The sequence below is a fragment of the Pseudomonas fluorescens genome (genome assembly GCF_003732425.1).
GTDB classification, from domain to species: Bacteria; Pseudomonadota; Gammaproteobacteria; order Pseudomonadales; family Pseudomonadaceae; genus Aquipseudomonas; species Aquipseudomonas fluorescens_BE.
In genome coordinates this window covers 151,529-169,225 of record NZ_MOBX01000001.1, presented here as the reverse complement: position 1 = coordinate 169,225, position 17,697 = coordinate 151,529, and the positions used below count along the sequence as shown (strand labels likewise).

Below are 17,697 nucleotides of genomic sequence, written 5' to 3'. Positions count from 1 at the left end.
CAAGAGGCCGTTACGCCATGACCGATACTGAAGTAAAGGCGCCAAAGATCGAATTCCCGCAGACTGATTATCCGATTAAGGTGATCAGCGATACGGGTGTTGGCAACAAGGACAAGATCATCGAGATCGTCCTGAAGCACGCCATCATCAATGATGAGCGCATCGACGAGCGTTCGAGCAGCAACGGCAAATACACCACCATTCAGTTGCACATCGTCGCGACCGATCAGGATCAGCTGTACAACATCAACAGCGAACTGCGTGCGACCGGCTTCGTGCACATGGTGTTGTGATGCCGGGCACGCTGGGCTTTCGTGAGCTCGGCCAGATGGCGTACGAGCCGGTCTGGCATGCCATGCAACGCTTCACCAACGAACGCGGCAGTGATGCCGCCGACGAAATCTGGTTCGTCGAACACCCACCGGTGTTCACTCAGGGCCAGGCCGGCAAGGCCGAACACTTGTTGCTGCCGGGCGATATCCCGGTGGTGCAGGTCGATCGCGGCGGGCAGGTGACTTATCATGGTCCCGGCCAGTTGGTCGCCTACCTGCTGCTGGACGTGCGCAAGCTGGGTTTCGGCGTGCGCGATCTGGTCAGCCGTATGGAGGCTTGCCTGATTGAACTGTTGGCCAGCTACGGTGTGACCGCTGCGGCCAAGCCAGATGCTCCCGGCGTATACGTCGACGGAGCGAAAATCGCTTCTCTGGGTTTGCGGATTCGCCACGGTTGTTCCTTTCATGGCCTGGCCCTGAACGTGGATATGAACCTGGAACCGTTTCGACGGATTAATCCCTGCGGCTATGCCGGGCTGGCGATGACCCAGCTGAGCGACCACGCAGGATCGATTGAATTTGCCGAGGTAAGTGCCCGGCTGCGCGCGCAGCTCGTCAAACACCTCGACTATGCTGAGCAGACGACCCTGACGGGCGGAATCGACTGATATGACTACTGATGCAGTGCAAACCATGATCCCGACGCTCGACGTGACCGAGCGCCCGGCCCCGCGTCCCAAGGTTGAAGCCGGCGTCAAGCTGCGCGGCGCCGAGAAGGTTGCACGCATCCCGGTAAAGATCATTCCGACCACCGAACTGCCGAAGAAACCTGACTGGATTCGCGTGCGCATCCCGGTTTCCCCGGAAGTCGACCGTATCAAGAGCCTGCTGCGCAAACACAAACTGCACAGCGTCTGCGAAGAAGCCTCCTGCCCGAACCTGGGCGAATGCTTCTCCGGCGGCACCGCCACGTTCATGATCATGGGCGACATCTGCACCCGTCGTTGCCCGTTCTGCGACGTCGGCCACGGTCGTCCGAAACCACTGGACGTCAACGAGCCGGAAAGCCTGGCCATCGCCATCGCCGACCTCAAGCTCAAGTACGTAGTAATTACCTCGGTTGACCGCGACGACCTGCGCGATGGCGGTGCCCAGCACTTTGCCGACTGCATCCGCGAAATCCGCAAGCTGTCGCCGAACGTGCAGCTGGAAACCCTGGTCCCGGATTACCGTGGCCGCATGGACATCGCTCTGGAAATCACCGCGGCCGAGCCGCCGGATGTGTTCAACCACAACCTGGAAACCGTACCGCGTCTGTACAAGGCTGCGCGTCCGGGTTCGGATTACCAGTGGTCGCTGACCCTGCTGCAACGTTTCAAGCAGATGATGCCGCACATTCCGACCAAATCCGGCCTGATGCTGGGTCTGGGCGAGACCGACGAAGAAGTCATCGAAGTGATGAAGCGCATGCGTGAGCACGATATCGACATGCTGACCCTCGGTCAGTACCTGCAACCGTCGCGCAGCCACTTGCCGGTGCAGCGTTTCGTGCACCCGGACACCTTCGCCTGGTTTGCCGAGGAAGGTTACAAAATGGGCTTCAAGAATGTCGCTTCGGGCCCGCTGGTGCGTTCGTCGTACCACGCCGATGAGCAGGCGAAGCTGGTCAAGGCTGAACTGCTGGGTTCCTGATCCCGCGCTGAATGAAAAAATGCCCGCCGAGGCTTTAACGCCCGGCGGGCATTTTTTTGCCCGGATTACTTTCGCAGCTGATTTTTCCTTCAATCCACGGCGTGGCTGACCCTCTTCTGTTTGCCGCCGTTCCTGACTACTGTGTGTGCATGACTTCACAGGGAGATCCAAGGATGACCGTTCGACCGACTCACACACTTTGCCCGCACAGCGCTGTGCCCGCACTGCCATCAGAGGGGCTGATCGGCGTTATTGCACCCGCCGGGCCCGGTGCTCTGGACACCGATAAGGCGGTGCAATGGATGCGCGCCCGTGGCTATGGGCTGAAGGTGTTTCCCGGTGTCTACGAGAAGGACGGCTATCTGGCCGGCAGTGATGACGTGCGCCTGCGCGACCTGCACGCGGCGTTCGCTGATCCCGAGGTCGATGCCATCATTTGCCTGCGCGGTGGCTACGGCACGCCGCGCTTGCTCGACCGGATCGACTATGACCTGCTGAGCCGTCATGCCAAGCCATTCGTTGGCTACAGCGATATCACCGCGCTGCACCTGGCCATCAGCCGTTACGCAGGGTTCGTGACCTTTCACGGGCCGCTGCTCAATGCGGACCTGTTGGGCGACAAGGAGCCGCCGACGGTCACTTCGTTCTTCGCCATGTTGCGCGGGCAATTGAAGGCGGGGAGTGTGCTGAGCCATCCGGTGGCGTATCCGTTGACTACGGTCGAACCCGGCATCGCTCACGGGCGGTTGCTCGGCGGCAATCTGGCGATGATCGCCGCCACTTTGGGCACGCCCTACGAGATTGATGTCGAGGGGGTTATTTTGTTGATTGAAGACATCAACGAGCCGCTGTATCGCATCGACCGGTTGCTGACGCAGATGCGTCTGGCCGGCAAGCTCACCAAACTGCGTGGCGTGCTGGTCGGGGACGTGGCGGGGGTGGATGTCGCGGCATTGAACCGCCTGCTCAAGCAGACGTTCGAGCCGTTGCGGATTCCGGTGTTGTCGGGGTGGCGAAGTGGGCATTGCGATCCTAACCTGACGCTGCCGATGGGTGCGCTGGTGCGGCTGGATGCGGGGAAGCAGGAATTGATGCTGGAGCAGGATGTGGTGATCAAGGCTTAAAGGCTTATTGCCTGATAGTCAGTCTTCGCGAGCAGGCTCGCTCCCGCATGGGTTCTGTGAACGACAGAGATCCAATGTGGGAGCGAGCCTGCTCGCGAAAGCGATATCAGCCATACGGCAGTCGTTCTACTGGCTACGCAGGCTTTCCAGCAGTTTATGCGTCGGATAACCATCCGCCGGCCAGCCAAACGACTGTTGGGCGCTGCGAATCGCCTTGCGTGTATTGGCGCCGATAATCCCGTCTGCCGCGCCAGCATCGTAATTGCGCGCGCTCAGCAGCGTCTGCAGTTCGATACGCTCGGTACGGCTGAGAGGCAGATCATCCTTTGGCCAGGTGCCATTGATCAAACCGCCGCCGTTGAAGCGCTCGGACAACAGGCTCACCGCCAAGGCATACGATGAGGAGTTGTTGTACTTGAGGATCGCCCGGAAGTTGTCGAGGATCAGGAACGCCGGGCCACGATAGCCCGCCGGCAGCAGCAGGGCAGCAGACAATTGCTCCGAACCGGCTGGCACCTGAGCGCCGTTAGGCAGGATTACGCCCAGCTGACGCCATTCAGCGACGCTCTTGCGAATAGCACCGTCCGCCAGCGTGTAGTTGAAAGCGCTCGGCAGCTGCACTTCAAAACCCCACGGCTGACCACGTTGCCAACCGGAGCTTTGTAGGTAATGCGCAGTCGAGGCCAATGCATCAGCCGGGCTGCCCCAGATATCGCGGCGGCCGTCGCCGTCAAAATCCACGGCGTGGGTATTGTAGGTGGTCGGAATGAACTGGGTCTGCCCCATGGCCCCGGCCCATGAGCCGAGCATCTTCTCCGGCGTGATATCACCCTGTTGCAGGATCTGCAGCGCCGCGATCAATTGCGCATGAGCGAAGCCCGGGCGACGGCCTTCGTAAGCGAGGGTAGCCAGCGAGTTGATCACCGATTTGCTGCCCTGGAACTGGCCGAAGTTGCTTTCCATGCCCCACACCGACACCAGCGCCTGACGGTCAACGCCATAACGCTGTTCGATGCTTTGCAGGATGTCGGCATATTGAGCAATCAGCGCCTGACCTTTGCGCACGCGCAGTGGCGAGAGCGCGCCATCAAGGTATTCCCAGACTGGACGGGAAAATTCCGGCTGACTGCGGTCGGCCCGAATCACGCTGGCATCGAAGCTGACATTTGCGAATGCGCGATCGAACAGGTCAGGGCGAATCCCCGCGGCCAGGGCGTCCTTGCGGAAACCGGCCTGCCATTCGGCAAAGGTCTGGGTCGGTTGAAGATCAAGAGGGTCGGCGGACGGCACTACCGGCGGGATAATCGCTGGGGCCGTGGCGACGGGCGCGGCTTGAAGGGGTTGTGCATCGGCGGCGGTCGGTTTTTCCGCGCAGGCGACAAGCAGAATGAAGCTGGAGGCAGCGATCAATTGGCGAACAGGCCAACGACGGGAAAGACTTAGGGGCATGCACAGTTCCAGGAAAACGAATCAGGTGCAGACCTTAACATGAGCGGGGGGTACTGCGCTTTAAGCGGCCAGAAAGTAAGAAGCCTCCCAGCTGTCAGACTGGAAGGCTTCGCGGCGGTAGCTGCCTTTACCCTTGGTTGGTCGTTCCTGGCGACTGCGGAACAGGGGCTGGGCGACGATGGATTTGGCCTTGTTGGGGCCATGTTTCGATGGCTTTTTGCTCATGAGGGTTCTCTTGAGTGAGTGGGTTTTGCGCGGGAAATAATCTGCCGATGTTGGGCGTCTGTCCAGCCCGATGATTCGTAGGAAATTTCGATATTTCGGAGGATGCAATTGTGGCGAGGGAGCTTGCTCCCGCTCGGCTGCGCAGCAGACGATTTTGGGGTCGCTTCGCAACCCAGCGGGAGCAAGCTCCCTCGCCACAAAAGCAGGTTATTCGGCGGGTAGTGTCAGGCGTTGGCCAGCCATCAACAACGCCAGCCGGCTCAGGCTCATCCACGGCGAACCCGCAGCCTGCCCCTTGATTTGCGCATCGATACGCTGCGCCTCAAGCAATAACTGCGCCCAGCGTTGCGCCGAGTAACGTTGCAGGGCTTTGCTCATCAACGGCTTGCGCTTGTCCCAGACCGGCGGCTTCGCCTGGCTGAAGCACTTGTCCAGCGGCGTGCCCTGGCTGTATTGCAACGAGATGTTGGCCAACAGCCGCAGCTCCCGCGCCAGCGCCCAGAGAATCACTGGTGGTTCAACACCTTCACCGCGCAAGCCTTCAAGCATGCGTATGGCATGGGCGGGTTCGCCGTTGAGCACGGCATCAGTCAAACCAAACACGTCGAATCGCGCACTGTCGGCCACGGCGGCCTGCACGGTTTCGACGGTGATCTGCCCGCCTTCAGCCATCAACTTGAGCTTCTCGATTTCCTGCGCGGCGGCGAGCAGGTTGCCCTCGACGCGTGCGGCAATCAATTCGACTGCATCCTGACTCGCGGACAAGCCGGCCTGAGACAAGCGCTGACGAATCCAGCTCGGTAGCTGATTGGCGTCTACCGGCCAGATCTGGATGAACTGGGTCTGCTGGCCTTCCACCAGCGCCTTGCCCCACTTGGTTTTCTGCGCGCTGCCGTCAAGCTTGGGCAGGCTGACCAGAAGAACCGTGTCTTCAGCGGGGCGCGAGCAGTATTCGATGAGCGCCGCAGCCCCTTTGTCACCGGGTTTGCCCGAAGGCAGGCGCAGTTCCAGCAGGCGTTTTTCCGCGAATAGCGACATGCTGGCGCCGGCTTGCAACAACGTACCCCAATCGAAATTGGCGTCGGCCGCAAAGACTTGGCGTTCGTCATAACCTTGCTGGCGGGCAGCACTGCGGATGGTGTCGGCAGCTTCCTGACACAGTAGCGGGTCATCGCCGCTGATGATGTAGACAGGGCCGAGAGCGCCTTGCAGGTGTTTACCGAGTTGGGCGGGAGCGAGCTTCATAAGAAAGGTCGAACGGGGCGCCTGAGCGCCCCGAACGTCTTACTGCTGCGGTACTTCGAGCGGCGACTGACGCGGGGTTTCCGCTTCAGCTTTTTGCGCCGCTTCGAGCGCGTCGGCTTCAGCCTTGGCGCGGTTGTTGGCGGCTTGCTGCAGTTGCTCCAGTTGACCAGGGGTCAGCTGTTGCAGGCGCAGCATCATGCGCTGAACCAGCTCGCGGGTGATTTCGCGACGGGCGTCATTGGCTTCCTGGTCCGAACCCACGAGGTTGTTACCGTCGTGGATAAACACTTTCTGCACTTCAAGCTTGTCATTCAGCAGTTGCAGGTTTTTGTCGCCACGGATCTCATAGTTCAAGACAGTGTTGACCTGATATTCACCCGTACGGCCAGCACCGGCGTAGCTGAGAATGCGTTGGCTTTCCTGTTGGTCAGCCAGGTACAGCTTGTACGGCGCACCGCTGTAAACCTTGACGCCGCTCGACTCCAGGACCTGACGCATTTGCGTGACTGTTTCGCCGTAGGCGTTACGGGCGCTCAGGTCCAATTCCTTGATCGACAGTTCGTTGGTGCCGGTGCCGCGCAGCTGGAAACCGCAGGCGCTCAACAGGACTGCGAGGCCCATCACCAGCAGATTGCGTTTGATCATTGTGTTGCTCCCCTTGAAACCACGTGGGCCGACTGTACGGCCCGAAAGGCTTTACTCGGCGTCAGGCAAACCTGACGCCCGATCCAATTAGCTGGCGACGATGTTGACCAGTTTCCCCGGCACAACAATCACTTTACGAATCGTCAGGCCATCGACAAAGCGCAGCACGTTCTCGTTGACGCGTGCTGCTGCTTCAATTTCTTCGCGAGTCGCGCTGGCCGGCATTTCGATCTGGCCGCGCAGTTTGCCGTTGACCTGGATGACCAGAGTCAGGCTGTCCTGCACCAGCGCGGATTCGTCCACCACCGGCCAACCAGCGTCGATCACCGGACCGGCGTGGCCCAGTTGATTCCACAACTCGTGGCTGATGTGCGGGGTGATCGGCGCCAGCAGCAGTGTCACGGCTTCGAGACCTTCGTGAACCAGTGCACGATCCTGCTCGGTGCCTTGCGCCGCTTTTTCCAGCACGTTCATCAGCGTCATCACCTGAGCGATGGCGGTGTTGAATTTGTGGTTCTGGCCGACGTCGTGGCTGGCCTGTTTGATGGCCAGGTGGATCGCGCGACGCACGACTTTCTGTTCATCATTCAGGCTGGCGATGTCGAGTTTACCCGGCAGGCCCTGAGTAACGTGGGCCTGAGCCAGACGCCAGACGCGCTTGAGGAAGCGGTGTGAACCCTCAACGCCGGAGTCGGACCATTCGGCGCTCATGTCAGGCGGCGAAGCGAACATCATGAACAGACGGCAAGTGTCGGCACCGAACTGGTCGATCATCGACTGTGGGTCAACGCCGTTGTTCTTCGACTTGGCCATCTTCTCGGTGCCGCCGATTTCCACCGGCAGGCCGTCGGATTTCAGCTTGGCGCTGATGACCTTGGCTTTGCTGTCACGCTCAAGTTCTACGTCCGCCGGGTTGAACCAGGTGTAGGCACCGTTGGCTTCGCGACGATAGTAGGTCTCGGCGATCACCATGCCCTGGGTCAGCAGGTTCTTGAATGGCTCGTTGGAGCTCACCAAGCCTTCGTCACGCATCAGCTTGTGGAAGAAGCGCGCGTAAAGCAGGTGCAGAATCGCGTGTTCGATACCGCCGATGTATTGGTCGACCGGCAGCCAGTGATCGGCGGCGGATTTTTCCACCAGACCACCTTCAAAGTGCGGCGAGGCATAGCGGGCGTAGTACCACGACGACTCGACGAAGGTGTCCATGGTGTCGGTTTCACGCTTGGCAGGCTGACCGCATTTCGGGCAGCTGCACTCGTAGAACTCGGGCATGCGTGCCAGCGGCGAACCGGCGCCGTCCGGCACCACGTCTTCCGGCAGGACCACAGGCAGTTGATCTTCCGGTACCGGCACGTCACCGCACGCATCGCAGTGGATGATCGGGATCGGGCAGCCCCAGTAGCGCTGGCGGCTGATGCCCCAGTCGCGCAGGCGGAACTGAGTGCGCGAGGCGCCCAGTTCTTTCTTGATCAGGGCTACTTCGATGGCGTCGAACGCGCCGGCGAAGTCGAGGCCATCGAACTCGCCAGAGTTGATCAGCGTACCGTGTTCACCGTAGGCGTCTTGCCACGGGGCAGGGTTGCTGTCGCCGGAGCTGGTACGCACCACCGATTTCACCGGCAGGTTGTACTTGTGAGCGAATTCGAAATCGCGCTCGTCGTGCGCCGGGACTGCCATGACTGCGCCGTCGCCGTAGTGCATCAACACGTAGTTGGCGACCCACACCGGGAGCTTCTCACCGGTCAGCGGGTGCTCGACGAACAGGCCGGTTGGCAGGCCTTTCTTCTCTTGCGTGGCAACGTCGGCTTCAGCCACGCTGCCGCCCTTGCATTCAGCGATGAACGCTTGCAGCTCAGGGTTGTTCTGCGCGGCTTGAGTGGCCAGCGGGTGTTCGGCAGCGACGGCAACATACGTCGCGCCCATCAGGGTGTCCGGACGGGTGGTGAAGACTTTCAGGGTCCCGGCTTCGCCGATCGAGTCGACGTTGTACGGGAACTGCACTTCCATGCCGCGGGATTTGCCGATCCAGTTGCGCTGCATGGTCTTGACCTGTTCAGGCCAGCCAGTCAGCTCGTCGAGGCTCTCCAGCAGTTCATCCGCGTAGGCGGTGATCTTGAAGTAGTACATCGGGATTTCGCGCTTTTCGATCAGCGCGCCGGAACGCCAGCCGCGACCGTCGATCACCTGTTCGTTGGCCAGAACGGTCTGGTCGATCGGGTCCCAGTTCACGGTGCCGTTTTTACGGTAGATCACGCCTTTTTCGAACAGGCGAGTGAACAGCCATTGTTCCCAGCGGTAGTAATCCGGCTTGCAGGTGGTCACTTCGCGCGACCAGTCGACCGCCAGACCCAGGCTGCGCAGCTGGGTTTTCATGTAGGCGATGTTTTCGTAGGTCCACTTGGCCGGCGCGACGTTGTTCTTCATCGCGGCGTTTTCCGCCGGCATGCCGAAGGCGTCCCAACCCATGGGTTGCAGGACGTTTTTGCCTTGCATGCGCTGGTAACGGGAGATCACGTCGCCGATGGTGTAGTTGCGCACGTGCCCCATGTGTAGCTTGCCGCTGGGGTAAGGGAACATCGACAGGCAGTAGTAGGTTTCCTTGCCTGGCTGTTCACTGACTTCAAAGGACTTTTGCTCGTCCCAGAATGATTGGGCGGCGGCTTCGATTTCACGGGGCTGATATTGTTCGTGCATGGCTACTTTTGTACTGGATAGGGGTGGCCTAATCCTCTTCAACGCAGGTGCCGGGGTTGGCCCGGACGAGCTGGAAGTGGAATTACAGGAAGCGCCGTAGCATACATGACCGCGCTCGGCCTAGGGAAACCCTGATTACAGCTGTTTGTCCCGGTAAATCTGTGGCGAGGGCCGTTGGTCGCGGCGTGCAGCCGGTTTGTGCAGCGAAGCTAAGCTCTAACTGGGGAGTGAGTCTTATCTTCAATGAGGTGAGGGATGGTGGAGCAACGGCAAAAAAAAGTGACGAAACCCGAGTTGTACGAGAGGTTGATCGATCGTCTGGGTGTGGCCCTGGACGCTGTAAAAACCGCTGACCGGCTGCGCGACGAGCGCCCCCTGGAACTGGAATTGCGTGGCTTGAGCCCCGCCGAGTTCAAACTGGTCAAGGCCTATCTGGATCGCAGTGAACGTGAAACGCACGGATGCTTGTCACAGGCAGTGAAGCAGCTCGATGCAGCACATTCGGCCAAGGTCATCTGGCTCAAGGACAAGGCGCCCGGCAGAGACACCGTCAAGGTTCGCTCTGTGCAGGCCAAGTAAGCGCATGGCAGGTCAAGAACCGGATCTTTTTCAACAGGATCCCACCTATTGGTTGTAACGCTTTATTAACACTTTTAGGCTTCGGGCATCTGTGGAGATGCCCGATGCCTTTTCGTTATTTCATCAAACAACTTTTATTGCCGCCCGGCATCCTTTTGCTGCTGTTGCTGGCCGCATGGTGGCTGCGCCGTTCACGGCCGCGCCTGGCTGGCGTGTGTTTCGCCATCGGCTTTGGCGGAATGTGGTTGATGAGCCTGCCGGTGGTCGTGCAGTGGGGCGCCAAAGCGCTGGAGCGCGAACCGCCGCTGGCTCGTGGAGAGTGGGCAACGCTGGCGCAACGCGCTGATGCGATTGTGGTGCTCGGCTCCGGTCGTGAACGCGGTGATCTGGCCTGGGGCGAGGATCAGCCGACCGGTGTGGGGCTTGAGCGTCAGCGTTATGCCGCGCGACTGGCCAAAGCGTCCGGGTTGCCGGTTCTGACCACGGGTGGCTTGCATTACGGTACGCCGCCGACCGAGGCGAAGTTGATGGCGGATTCGCTGCACGACGACTTTGGCGTGACGGTGCGTTGGCAGGAAGGTCAGAGCCGCACTACGTGGGAAAACGCGAAGTTCACCGCCGATATCCTGCTGCCGCAGGGGATCAAGCGTGTGGTAATCGTGACACAGGCCTGGCACATGCCGCGATCGGTGTGGAGTTTTCAGCAGGCGGGATTTGAAGTAGTGCCAGCGCCGGTCGGGTTTCTCGGTACCGATAACGCCAGGCCGTTTGGTGGCTGGCTGCCGGAGTTCAAGTCGATCTGGCAGAGCGGGCAATTGCTGAACGAAGCGGTGGGGCAGGTGGGGTATTCGCTGTTTTACCGCTGACACACAGACCGTCTGAATGCAGAGGGCTGTTGTGGCGAGGGAGCTTGCTCCCGCTGGTCTGCGCAGCGGACCCAAACCCTGTAAGCGCATTCTGTCTGGCAGATCGCGTTTGCAGGTTTTACGACTGCTGCGCAGTCGAGCGGGAGCAAGCTCCCTCGCCACAGGTCAGTGACCAACCCTTAGAGGGTTTTCGACATCCGGCTGGCCATCAGTGCCCAGCCAAACAACAGCAAGCACACGATGATCAATGGCCACGAACGCCATTGCAGGTACGGCGTCAGGTTGTGCATCGGCACCACTTCACCGTACAGAATGCCCTGTTCAAACTGCGGAATCTGCTCGGTGATCTGCCCGAACGGGTTGATCAGGCCGGTCACGCCGTTGTTGGTCGCGCGGATCATCCAGCGTCCGGCCTCCAGTGCACGCATCTGTGCCATCTGCAAATGCTGCAGCGGGCCAATCGAAGTGCCGAACCAGGTGTCGTTGCTGATCGTCAGCAGCAGATCACTGCGCGCTGACAGGCTGGCGGCAAATTCCGGATAGACCACTTCGTAGCAGATAAACGGTGCGATTTGATACCCCTTGGCCTGCAACAACGCCTGATCGGCCGGGCCACGGGCAAAGTCGGACATCGGCAGGTCGAAGAACGCGATCAGCCCGCGCAGTACATCCTGCAACGGCACGTATTCGCCGAAGGGCACCAGTTTCTGCTTCAGGTATGTGCCATCGCCTTCGCCGACCACGGTGATGCCGTTGAAGAAGCGTTTTTCATGGCGAACGGTTTCGCGGATCGGTACGCCAGTGATCAGCGCCGATTTACGCTCGGCGGCGAAGGTGCCCATCATGTTCAGGTAGCCCTCTGCGGACTCCTTCAATACCGGCACGGCGGTCTCCGGCCAGATCAGCAGATCCACCGGTTTCGAGCGGAAACTCAGGTCGCGGTACAGGGCCAACTGCGCATTGAGTTCGGCCGGGTCCCATTTCATGCTTTGTGCGACGTTGCCCTGAATCGCGGCAACGCTCAGTGGTGCGCCGGACGGGCTGGTCCAGGCATGACCTTTGAGCGCAATGCCGGCGACCCATGGCCCAACCAACAGCACCAGGCCAGCAGCGATAAAGCCTTTGCGGCCGGTTTGCAGCAGACGCGGCGCGTTGTAAATCAGCGCCGCAGTCAACGCCAGAACGAAAGACACCAGCCACATGCCGCCGACCGGTGCGAGCCCAGACAACGGGCCGTCGAGTTGGCTGTAACCGGAGTAGAGCCACGGGAACCCGGTGAGGAACCAGCCGCGAAAGGCCTCCTGACCGACCCACAACGCAGCAAATGCCAAGGCATCGGCCAGCGGAGCCTCGTTGCGGCGCAACCAGCGCGCCCAGACCCACGCGGGCAGGGCGAAGAAAAACGCGATCGCTGCGGTAAACAGCAGCATCAGGAACCCGGCCAACAGCACCGAAGCGCCGCCGAAATGGTGGATGCTGTAATAGATCCAGCTGGTGCCGGCGCCAAACAGGCCAAAACCGAAGCACCAGCCACGGCCCAGCGCTTGACGCGGGCTCAGCTCGCGCAAACCGGCATAGAACAAACCGACCGCCAGCAAGGCCAGCGGCCAGATGTTGAACGGTGCCAGAGCGAACGTGGTGATTGCACCGGCCGCCACGGCCAGCAGGTTACCGGGCCAGCCGGGACGGGTTGTCCAGCGCATTTCAGTCCTTAGATTTCTTACCGGGCGATAGGGGTCAGTCGCAGCAAATGAATCCGACGGCTGTCGGCGTTCAGGATGCGGAAGCGATAGGCGCCGATTTCAGTGATTTCGTTACGTTTTGGCAAGTGCCCGAACGCGCTCATCACCAGGCCGCCGACGGTGTCGAACTCGTCATCGGAGAATTCGCTGTCGAAGAACTCGTTGAAGTTCTCGATCGGCGTCAGGGCCTTGATCAGGAAGTCACCGCTGGGCAGCGGCTTGATGTAGCTGTCTTCTTCGACGTCGTGCTCGTCTTCGATGTCGCCGACGATCTGTTCCAGCACGTCTTCGATGGTCACCAGACCGGCCACGCCGCCGTATTCGTCAATGACGATGGCCATGTGGTTGTGGTTGGCGCGGAATTCACGCAGCAACACGTTCAGGCGCTTGGACTCCGGCACGAAGGTGGCCGGGCGTAGCAGATCCTTGATGTTGAAGCTGTCGCCGTTTTCCTTGAGGATCAGCGGCAGCAGGTCCTTGGCCAGCAGCACGCCCATCACGTCGTCATGGCTTTCGCCGATCACCGGATAGCGCGAGTGGGCCGAGTCGACCACGGCCGGGAGGAATTCACGGGGTGTCTGGGTCGCCTTGATGCTGATCATCTGCGAACGCGGCACCATGATGTCGCGTACTTGCAGGTCAGCCACCTGAATGGCGCCTTCGACGATGGCCAGCGCTTCGCTGTCCAGCAGTTTGTTCTGATGTGCATCACGCAGCAGCTCTAGCAGCTCCTGGCGGTTCTTCGGCTCGTGGGCAAAAGCCTGGGTCAGTTTACCCAGCCATGACTTCTGCCCGTTGCTCGATCGATCTTCGCTCATAGCGATTACTCTGAATCCTTTGTTGTAACGATAGGGGATGTTTCGGGTTCGTCGTCCGCGTACGGATCGGGATAGCCCAGTTCAGCAAGCAACTCGCGTTCCAGTGCTTCCATTTCTTCGGCTTCTTCGTCATCTATATGGTCGTAACCAAGCAGATGCAAGCAGCCGTGAATGACCAGATGTGCCCAGTGGGCCTTTAGTTCCTTGCCTTGTTCGGCGGCTTCGCGCTCGACCACGGCCACGCAGATAACCAGATCGCCCAGCAATGGGATGTCGAGAAACTCGTCCGGCACTTCCGCCGGGAACGACAGGACGTTGGTCGCGTAATCCTTGTGGCGCCAGGTGTGATTGAGCTCGCGGCCTTCTTCCTCGTCGACCAGACGAATGGTCATTTCCGAATCGGCGGTGCGCTGACGCAGGGCCAGTTCGCACCATTGGCGGAAGTCGGCTTCACTCGGGGCGCTCGCTTCGGTAGCGATTTGCAGATCCAGCTCAAGCATCGCGCGAGTTTTCCTTGGGTGCTTCGTCACGGTTTTCGAAGCGCTCGTAGGCCTCGACGATCCGCTGTACCAAAGGATGGCGCACGACGTCTTTAGGCTGGAAGTGCGTGAAGCTGATGCCCGGCACGTCTTTGAGCACTTCGATCACATGGTGCAGGCCGGACTTGGTGCCACGCGGCAGGTCGACCTGAGTGATGTCACCGGTGATGACTGCGGTGGAGCCGAAGCCGATCCGGGTCAGGAACATTTTCATCTGTTCGACGGTGGTGTTCTGGCTTTCGTCGAGAATGATGAAGCTGTTGTTCAGCGTGCGGCCGCGCATGTAAGCCAGCGGCGCAACTTCGATCACCTGGCGCTCGATCAGTTTGGCCACGTATTCGAAGCCGAGCATCTCGTAGAGTGCGTCGTAAAGCGGGCGCAGGTACGGGTCGATCTTCTGCGACAGGTCGCCGGGCAGGAAACCGAGTTTTTCACCCGCCTCGACCGCCGGACGCACCAGCAGGATGCGGCGGATCTGCTCGCGCTCCAGAGCATCGACAGCGCAGGCCACGGCCAGATAGGTCTTGCCGGTACCGGCCGGGCCGATGCCGAAGTTGATGTCGTTGCCGAGGATTTCCTTCACATAGCGCAGTTGATTCAAGCCGCGTGGGCGAATCATGCCTTTCTTGGTGCGCAGGGCGACGGACGCTTCGGCAGGGGCGTGATTGTCCAGCTCGACCACGGCCGATTCCTGCAGGAACAGGTGCACCAAGTCTGGCGACAGCTCGGTACCCTTGGTTTCGCGGTACAGGCGGCGCAGCAGGTTTTCCGCAGACGTGGTGTGCTTGGGGTCGCCGATCAACTCGAACTGGTTTCCGCGGTTGCGGATCTCGATGGTCAGGCGCTGTTCGATCAAGCGCAAATGCTCGTCGAATTGCCCGCACAGATTGGCGAAGCGGCGAGCCTCAAAAGGCTCGAGGATAAAACGATGTGGTTCTATGGGTGCGTTCAAGGTCGTATTTAGCCGCCCTGGGGCAATTGAGATGAAATCAAGGATAACGCCAGAGGCCTGGGTGCGAAAGCTCTTAAAACAGTCTTACTGGATAACTGTGGCGAGGGAGCTTGCTCCCGCGGGAGTGCGAAGCGCTCCCAAGCCAGGCAACCCTAATCTTTCTGGATGATTGGGGTGCCTGTTTTGGGCCTGCTGCGCAGTCCAGCGGGAGCAAGCTCCCTCGCCACAAGGTATCTGCGACTGGCGTTACTGAATTAAAGAGCCACGCAGCGAGTGCGGTTGTGCCGCATCAATGTGAACGTCGGCGAACTGGCCGATCAGGGTTGGATTGTCGCAGCGGAAGTTGACGATACGATTATTCTCGGTGCGCCCTTGCAGCTCGCCCGGGTCTTTCTTCGAGTAATCGGTCACCAGAATGCGCTGGATCGAACCGACCATTTGTCGGCTGATTTCGAAGCCTTGCTGATTCAAGCGGTGTTGCAAGGCGTTCAGGCGTTCTTTCTTCAACTCCTCCGGGGTGTCGTCGGCCAGATCGGCCGCCGGCGTGCCGGGGCGCTGGCTGTAGACGAACGAGTAGGAGAAGTCGAAGCCGACATCGGCAATCAGCTTCATGGTCTGTTCGAAGTCTTTCTCGGTCTCGCCGGGGAAGCCGACGATGAAGTCCGAACTGATGCAGATGCCCGGCACTGCCGCACGCAGTTTGCGCAGCTTGGATTTGTACTCCAGCGCCGTGTGGTTGCGCTTCATCGCCGCGAGAATCCGGTCGGAGCCCGACTGCACCGGCAAGTGCAGATGTTTCACCAGTTCCGGTACCTCGGCGTGGGCCTGGATCAGGCTGTCGGAAAACTCCAGCGGGTGCGAGGTGGTGTAGCGGATGCGGTCGATGCCATCGACGGCAGCGACCACACGGATCAGCTCGGCGAGATCGGCCAGGCGGCCATCATGGGTGGTGCCGCGATAGCCGTTGACGTTCTGCCCCAGCAGGGTGACTTCACGCACACCGTTTTCGGCGAGGTGGATGATCTCGGCGATCACGTCGTCGAACGGCCGGCTGACTTCTTCGCCACGGGTGTAAGGCACCACGCAGAACGTGCAGTACTTACTGCAACCTTCCATCACCGATACGTAAGCACTCGGGCCGTCGATGCGCGGCTCGGGCAAATGGTCGAATTTTTCGATTTCCGGGAACGACACGTCGACCTGCGGCAGCTTGCTGATGCGCGCGGCGTCGATCATTTCCGGCAGACGGTGGAGGGTTTGCGGGCCGAACACGACGTCGACGTACGGCGCGCGATCACGGATCGCCGCGCCTTCCTGGCTGGCCACGCAACCGCCGACGGCGATGACCATGTCCGGGTTGGCCAGTTTCAGTTCGCGCCAGCGGCCGAGCTGCGAGTACACCCGGTCCTGGGCGCGTTCGCGGATCGAGCAGGTGTTGAGCAGAATCACGTCGGCGTCTTCCGCGCGCGCGGTGACTTCCAGGGCCTGATGTTCGCCCAGCAGATCGACCATGCGCGAGCTGTCGTACTCGTTCATCTGGCAACCGTGGGTTTCGATGTAAAGCTTCTTGGCCATGGAGTAGGTTCGTCACGTGATTCGAAGAACCGCGCATTATAGGGAACAAGCCCTCAGGTTCCTACCGCTGTGCGTCCGGTGGCTATGCTATAGTTTGCGCCCTCATTTTTATCCCCGATGTTATCCCCCCGCCATGACCAAACGCGAAGCTCCAATCTATAAGGTGATTTTCCTCAACCAGGGCCAGGTGTTCGAAATGTACGCCAAGCAGATCTATCAAAGTGATCTGTGGGGTTTTCTGGAAGTGGAAGAGTTCGTCTTTGGCGAGCGCACGCAAGTGGTCGTCGATCCGAGCGAAGAAAAGCTCAAGGCGCAGTTCGAAGGCGTGGTGCGCAGCTTTGTGCCGATGCATTCGATTGTGCGCATCGACGAGGTGGAACGTCTGGGCACCCCGAAAATCAGCGAAGCCCGTGGTGCGGTCGGCAATGTGATGCCGTTTCCGATGCCGATGCCTGAGAAGTAAAACCTGATCTGGATTTGAAATGATTTGTGGCGAGGGAGCTTGCTCCCGCTCGGCTGCGCAGCAGTCGTAAAACCAGAGAAATGCAGTGTGTCAGGCAGATCGCGATTGCAGCGTTTAGGGCTGCTTCGCACCCCAGCGGGAGCAAGCTCCCTCGCCACAAAGGCCCTTAAGGCAATGGCGAGAACGGCGTACGCCCATCGGCACTCTGCAGTTCCATCAGGTATTTACGGAAAATTTGCCCGAGCACCTGAGTCGCGGTTTCGAGGTCTTCGCGGGACATTTTTTCGGAGACTTCATCGGCCGTGTCCAGCGCATCTTCAGCGCCGTTGACCGCAGCCATCTTCAACACGATATAGGCCTGAATGTTGTTGGCCTGCACGCCTTCACCGTGGAAGAACATGGTGCCGAGTTTGAATTGCGCCTGAGCGTGGCCTTGCAACGAGGCTTTTTCGAAATAGCTCAGGGCTTGATTGAGGTCGCGCGGCGCATTCTTGCCGTCGTAGTAGAACTCACCCAACTCGTATTGCGCTTGTGCATCCCCTTCGTCCGCCGCTTTCTGGCAGGCGGCCAATGCCTGCGTGACGTCTTGCGGCTGAGTATTGAGGGTGCAACGACCCATCGCCGGGATCAACAACGAGTTGCCGCCTGCTTGTGCATGCGCGAGCAGGGGCTGAAGGAGCAACAGGCAGCCCAAGGCAAGGGTGCGGCCGGTGCGGTTCATGGGAATCGACTTACCTCTGAAGGGCACGCGGACCCATCGAGGGATCCAATAAGCGCGCATTATGAAATAAGCAGGGCCAACCTTACAAAGTCTTTA

The 17,697-nt window shown here is 60.0% G+C and carries 18 protein-coding genes; 7 read left to right on the top strand and 11 right to left on the bottom strand.

Features of this window, described 5'->3' with window-relative positions; translation table 11 throughout:
• Positions 1-17 precede the first annotated feature (17 nt).
• From BK670_RS00850 to BK670_RS00835, 4 genes are all read left to right on the top strand, one after another.
• Complete coding sequence (locus BK670_RS00850) at positions 18-293, top strand: DUF493 domain-containing protein (protein ID WP_123448253.1); 276 nt, start codon at positions 18-20, stop codon at positions 291-293.
• Complete coding sequence (gene lipB, locus BK670_RS00845) at positions 293-940, top strand: lipoyl(octanoyl) transferase LipB (RefSeq protein WP_123448252.1); 648 nt, start codon at positions 293-295, stop codon at positions 938-940. The genes BK670_RS00850 and lipB overlap by 1 nt, the downstream gene beginning before the upstream one ends.
• 25 nt (positions 941-965) lie before the next feature.
• Complete coding sequence (gene lipA / locus BK670_RS00840; protein WP_160768663.1) at positions 966-1,964, top strand: lipoyl synthase; 999 nt, start codon at positions 966-968, stop codon at positions 1,962-1,964.
• 173 nt (positions 1,965-2,137) lie between these two features.
• A complete protein-coding gene (locus BK670_RS00835) occupies positions 2,138-3,088 on the top strand; it encodes a S66 peptidase family protein (RefSeq protein WP_123448251.1) in 951 nt (316 codons plus the stop codon).
• A gap of 126 nt (positions 3,089-3,214) precedes the next feature.
• On the opposite strand, the gene BK670_RS00830 is transcribed toward BK670_RS00835, so the two are convergent.
• From BK670_RS00830 to leuS, 5 genes are all read right to left on the bottom strand, one after another.
• Positions 3,215-4,537 (bottom strand): lytic murein transglycosylase, encoded by a 1,323-nt coding sequence (locus BK670_RS00830; protein WP_123448250.1) that lies wholly within the window; start codon positions 4,535-4,537, stop codon positions 3,215-3,217.
• 60 nt (positions 4,538-4,597) lie between these two features.
• On the bottom strand, positions 4,598-4,762 hold the full coding sequence (gene arfA / locus BK670_RS00825) for an alternative ribosome rescue factor ArfA (RefSeq protein WP_016986126.1): 165 nt from the start codon (positions 4,760-4,762) through the stop codon (positions 4,598-4,600).
• Positions 4,763-4,969: 207 nt separating this feature from the next.
• Positions 4,970-6,007: a DNA polymerase III subunit delta gene (holA, locus tag BK670_RS00815; RefSeq protein ID WP_123448248.1), complete on the bottom strand. Its 1,038-nt coding sequence runs from the start codon at positions 6,005-6,007 to the stop codon at positions 4,970-4,972.
• Positions 6,008-6,046: 39 nt separating this feature from the next.
• Positions 6,047-6,652, bottom strand: a complete 606-nt coding sequence (locus BK670_RS00810) for an LPS-assembly lipoprotein LptE (protein ID WP_123448247.1) — start codon at positions 6,650-6,652, stop codon at positions 6,047-6,049.
• Positions 6,653-6,739: 87 nt separating this feature from the next.
• Positions 6,740-9,346, bottom strand: coding sequence for a leucine--tRNA ligase (gene leuS / locus BK670_RS00805; protein ID WP_123448246.1), 2,607 nt, complete (start codon positions 9,344-9,346; stop codon positions 6,740-6,742).
• Between the two features lie 255 nt (positions 9,347-9,601).
• Between leuS and BK670_RS00800 the strand changes: the two genes are divergently transcribed.
• Together BK670_RS00800 and BK670_RS00795 are read left to right on the top strand one after the other, a co-directional pair.
• Positions 9,602-9,925 (top strand): hypothetical protein, encoded by a 324-nt coding sequence (locus BK670_RS00800; protein WP_123448245.1) that lies wholly within the window; start codon positions 9,602-9,604, stop codon positions 9,923-9,925.
• Between the two features lie 104 nt (positions 9,926-10,029).
• Positions 10,030-10,791: a YdcF family protein gene (locus tag BK670_RS00795; RefSeq protein ID WP_123448244.1), complete on the top strand. Its 762-nt coding sequence runs from the start codon at positions 10,030-10,032 to the stop codon at positions 10,789-10,791.
• A gap of 179 nt (positions 10,792-10,970) precedes the next feature.
• Here the strand turns inward: BK670_RS00795 and lnt are convergent, their stop codons facing one another.
• The 5 genes from lnt to miaB all read right to left on the bottom strand — a co-directional run bounded on the left by lnt (position 10,971) and on the right by miaB (position 16,417).
• Positions 10,971-12,494 (bottom strand): apolipoprotein N-acyltransferase, encoded by a 1,524-nt coding sequence (lnt, locus tag BK670_RS00790; RefSeq protein ID WP_123448243.1) that lies wholly within the window; start codon positions 12,492-12,494, stop codon positions 10,971-10,973.
• Between the two features lie 17 nt (positions 12,495-12,511).
• Positions 12,512-13,351: an HlyC/CorC family transporter gene (locus BK670_RS00785; RefSeq protein ID WP_007909641.1), complete on the bottom strand. Its 840-nt coding sequence runs from the start codon at positions 13,349-13,351 to the stop codon at positions 12,512-12,514.
• A 5-nt stretch (positions 13,352-13,356) separates the two neighbouring features.
• Positions 13,357-13,851 carry an rRNA maturation RNase YbeY gene (gene ybeY / locus BK670_RS00780; protein WP_123448242.1) on the bottom strand — a complete coding sequence of 165 codons (495 nt, stop codon included), beginning with the start codon at positions 13,849-13,851 and terminating at the stop codon, positions 13,357-13,359.
• A complete protein-coding gene (locus BK670_RS00775; protein ID WP_123448241.1) occupies positions 13,844-14,842 on the bottom strand; it encodes a PhoH family protein in 999 nt (332 codons plus the stop codon). Before BK670_RS00775 ends, ybeY begins: the two co-directional genes overlap by 8 nt.
• A 246-nt stretch (positions 14,843-15,088) precedes the next feature.
• A complete protein-coding gene (gene miaB, locus BK670_RS00770) occupies positions 15,089-16,417 on the bottom strand; it encodes a tRNA (N6-isopentenyl adenosine(37)-C2)-methylthiotransferase MiaB (protein ID WP_123448240.1) in 1,329 nt (442 codons plus the stop codon).
• A 133-nt stretch (positions 16,418-16,550) separates the two neighbouring features.
• Between miaB and BK670_RS00765 the strand changes: the two genes are divergently transcribed.
• Positions 16,551-16,880: a DUF1820 family protein gene (locus tag BK670_RS00765; RefSeq protein WP_003185742.1), complete on the top strand. Its 330-nt coding sequence runs from the start codon at positions 16,551-16,553 to the stop codon at positions 16,878-16,880.
• Between the two features lie 166 nt (positions 16,881-17,046).
• Here BK670_RS00765 and BK670_RS00760 read toward each other — a convergent pair whose 3' ends face one another.
• Positions 17,047-17,601, bottom strand: coding sequence for a tetratricopeptide repeat protein (locus BK670_RS00760; protein ID WP_003228518.1), 555 nt, complete (start codon positions 17,599-17,601; stop codon positions 17,047-17,049).
• Positions 17,602-17,697: the final 96 nt, after the last annotated feature.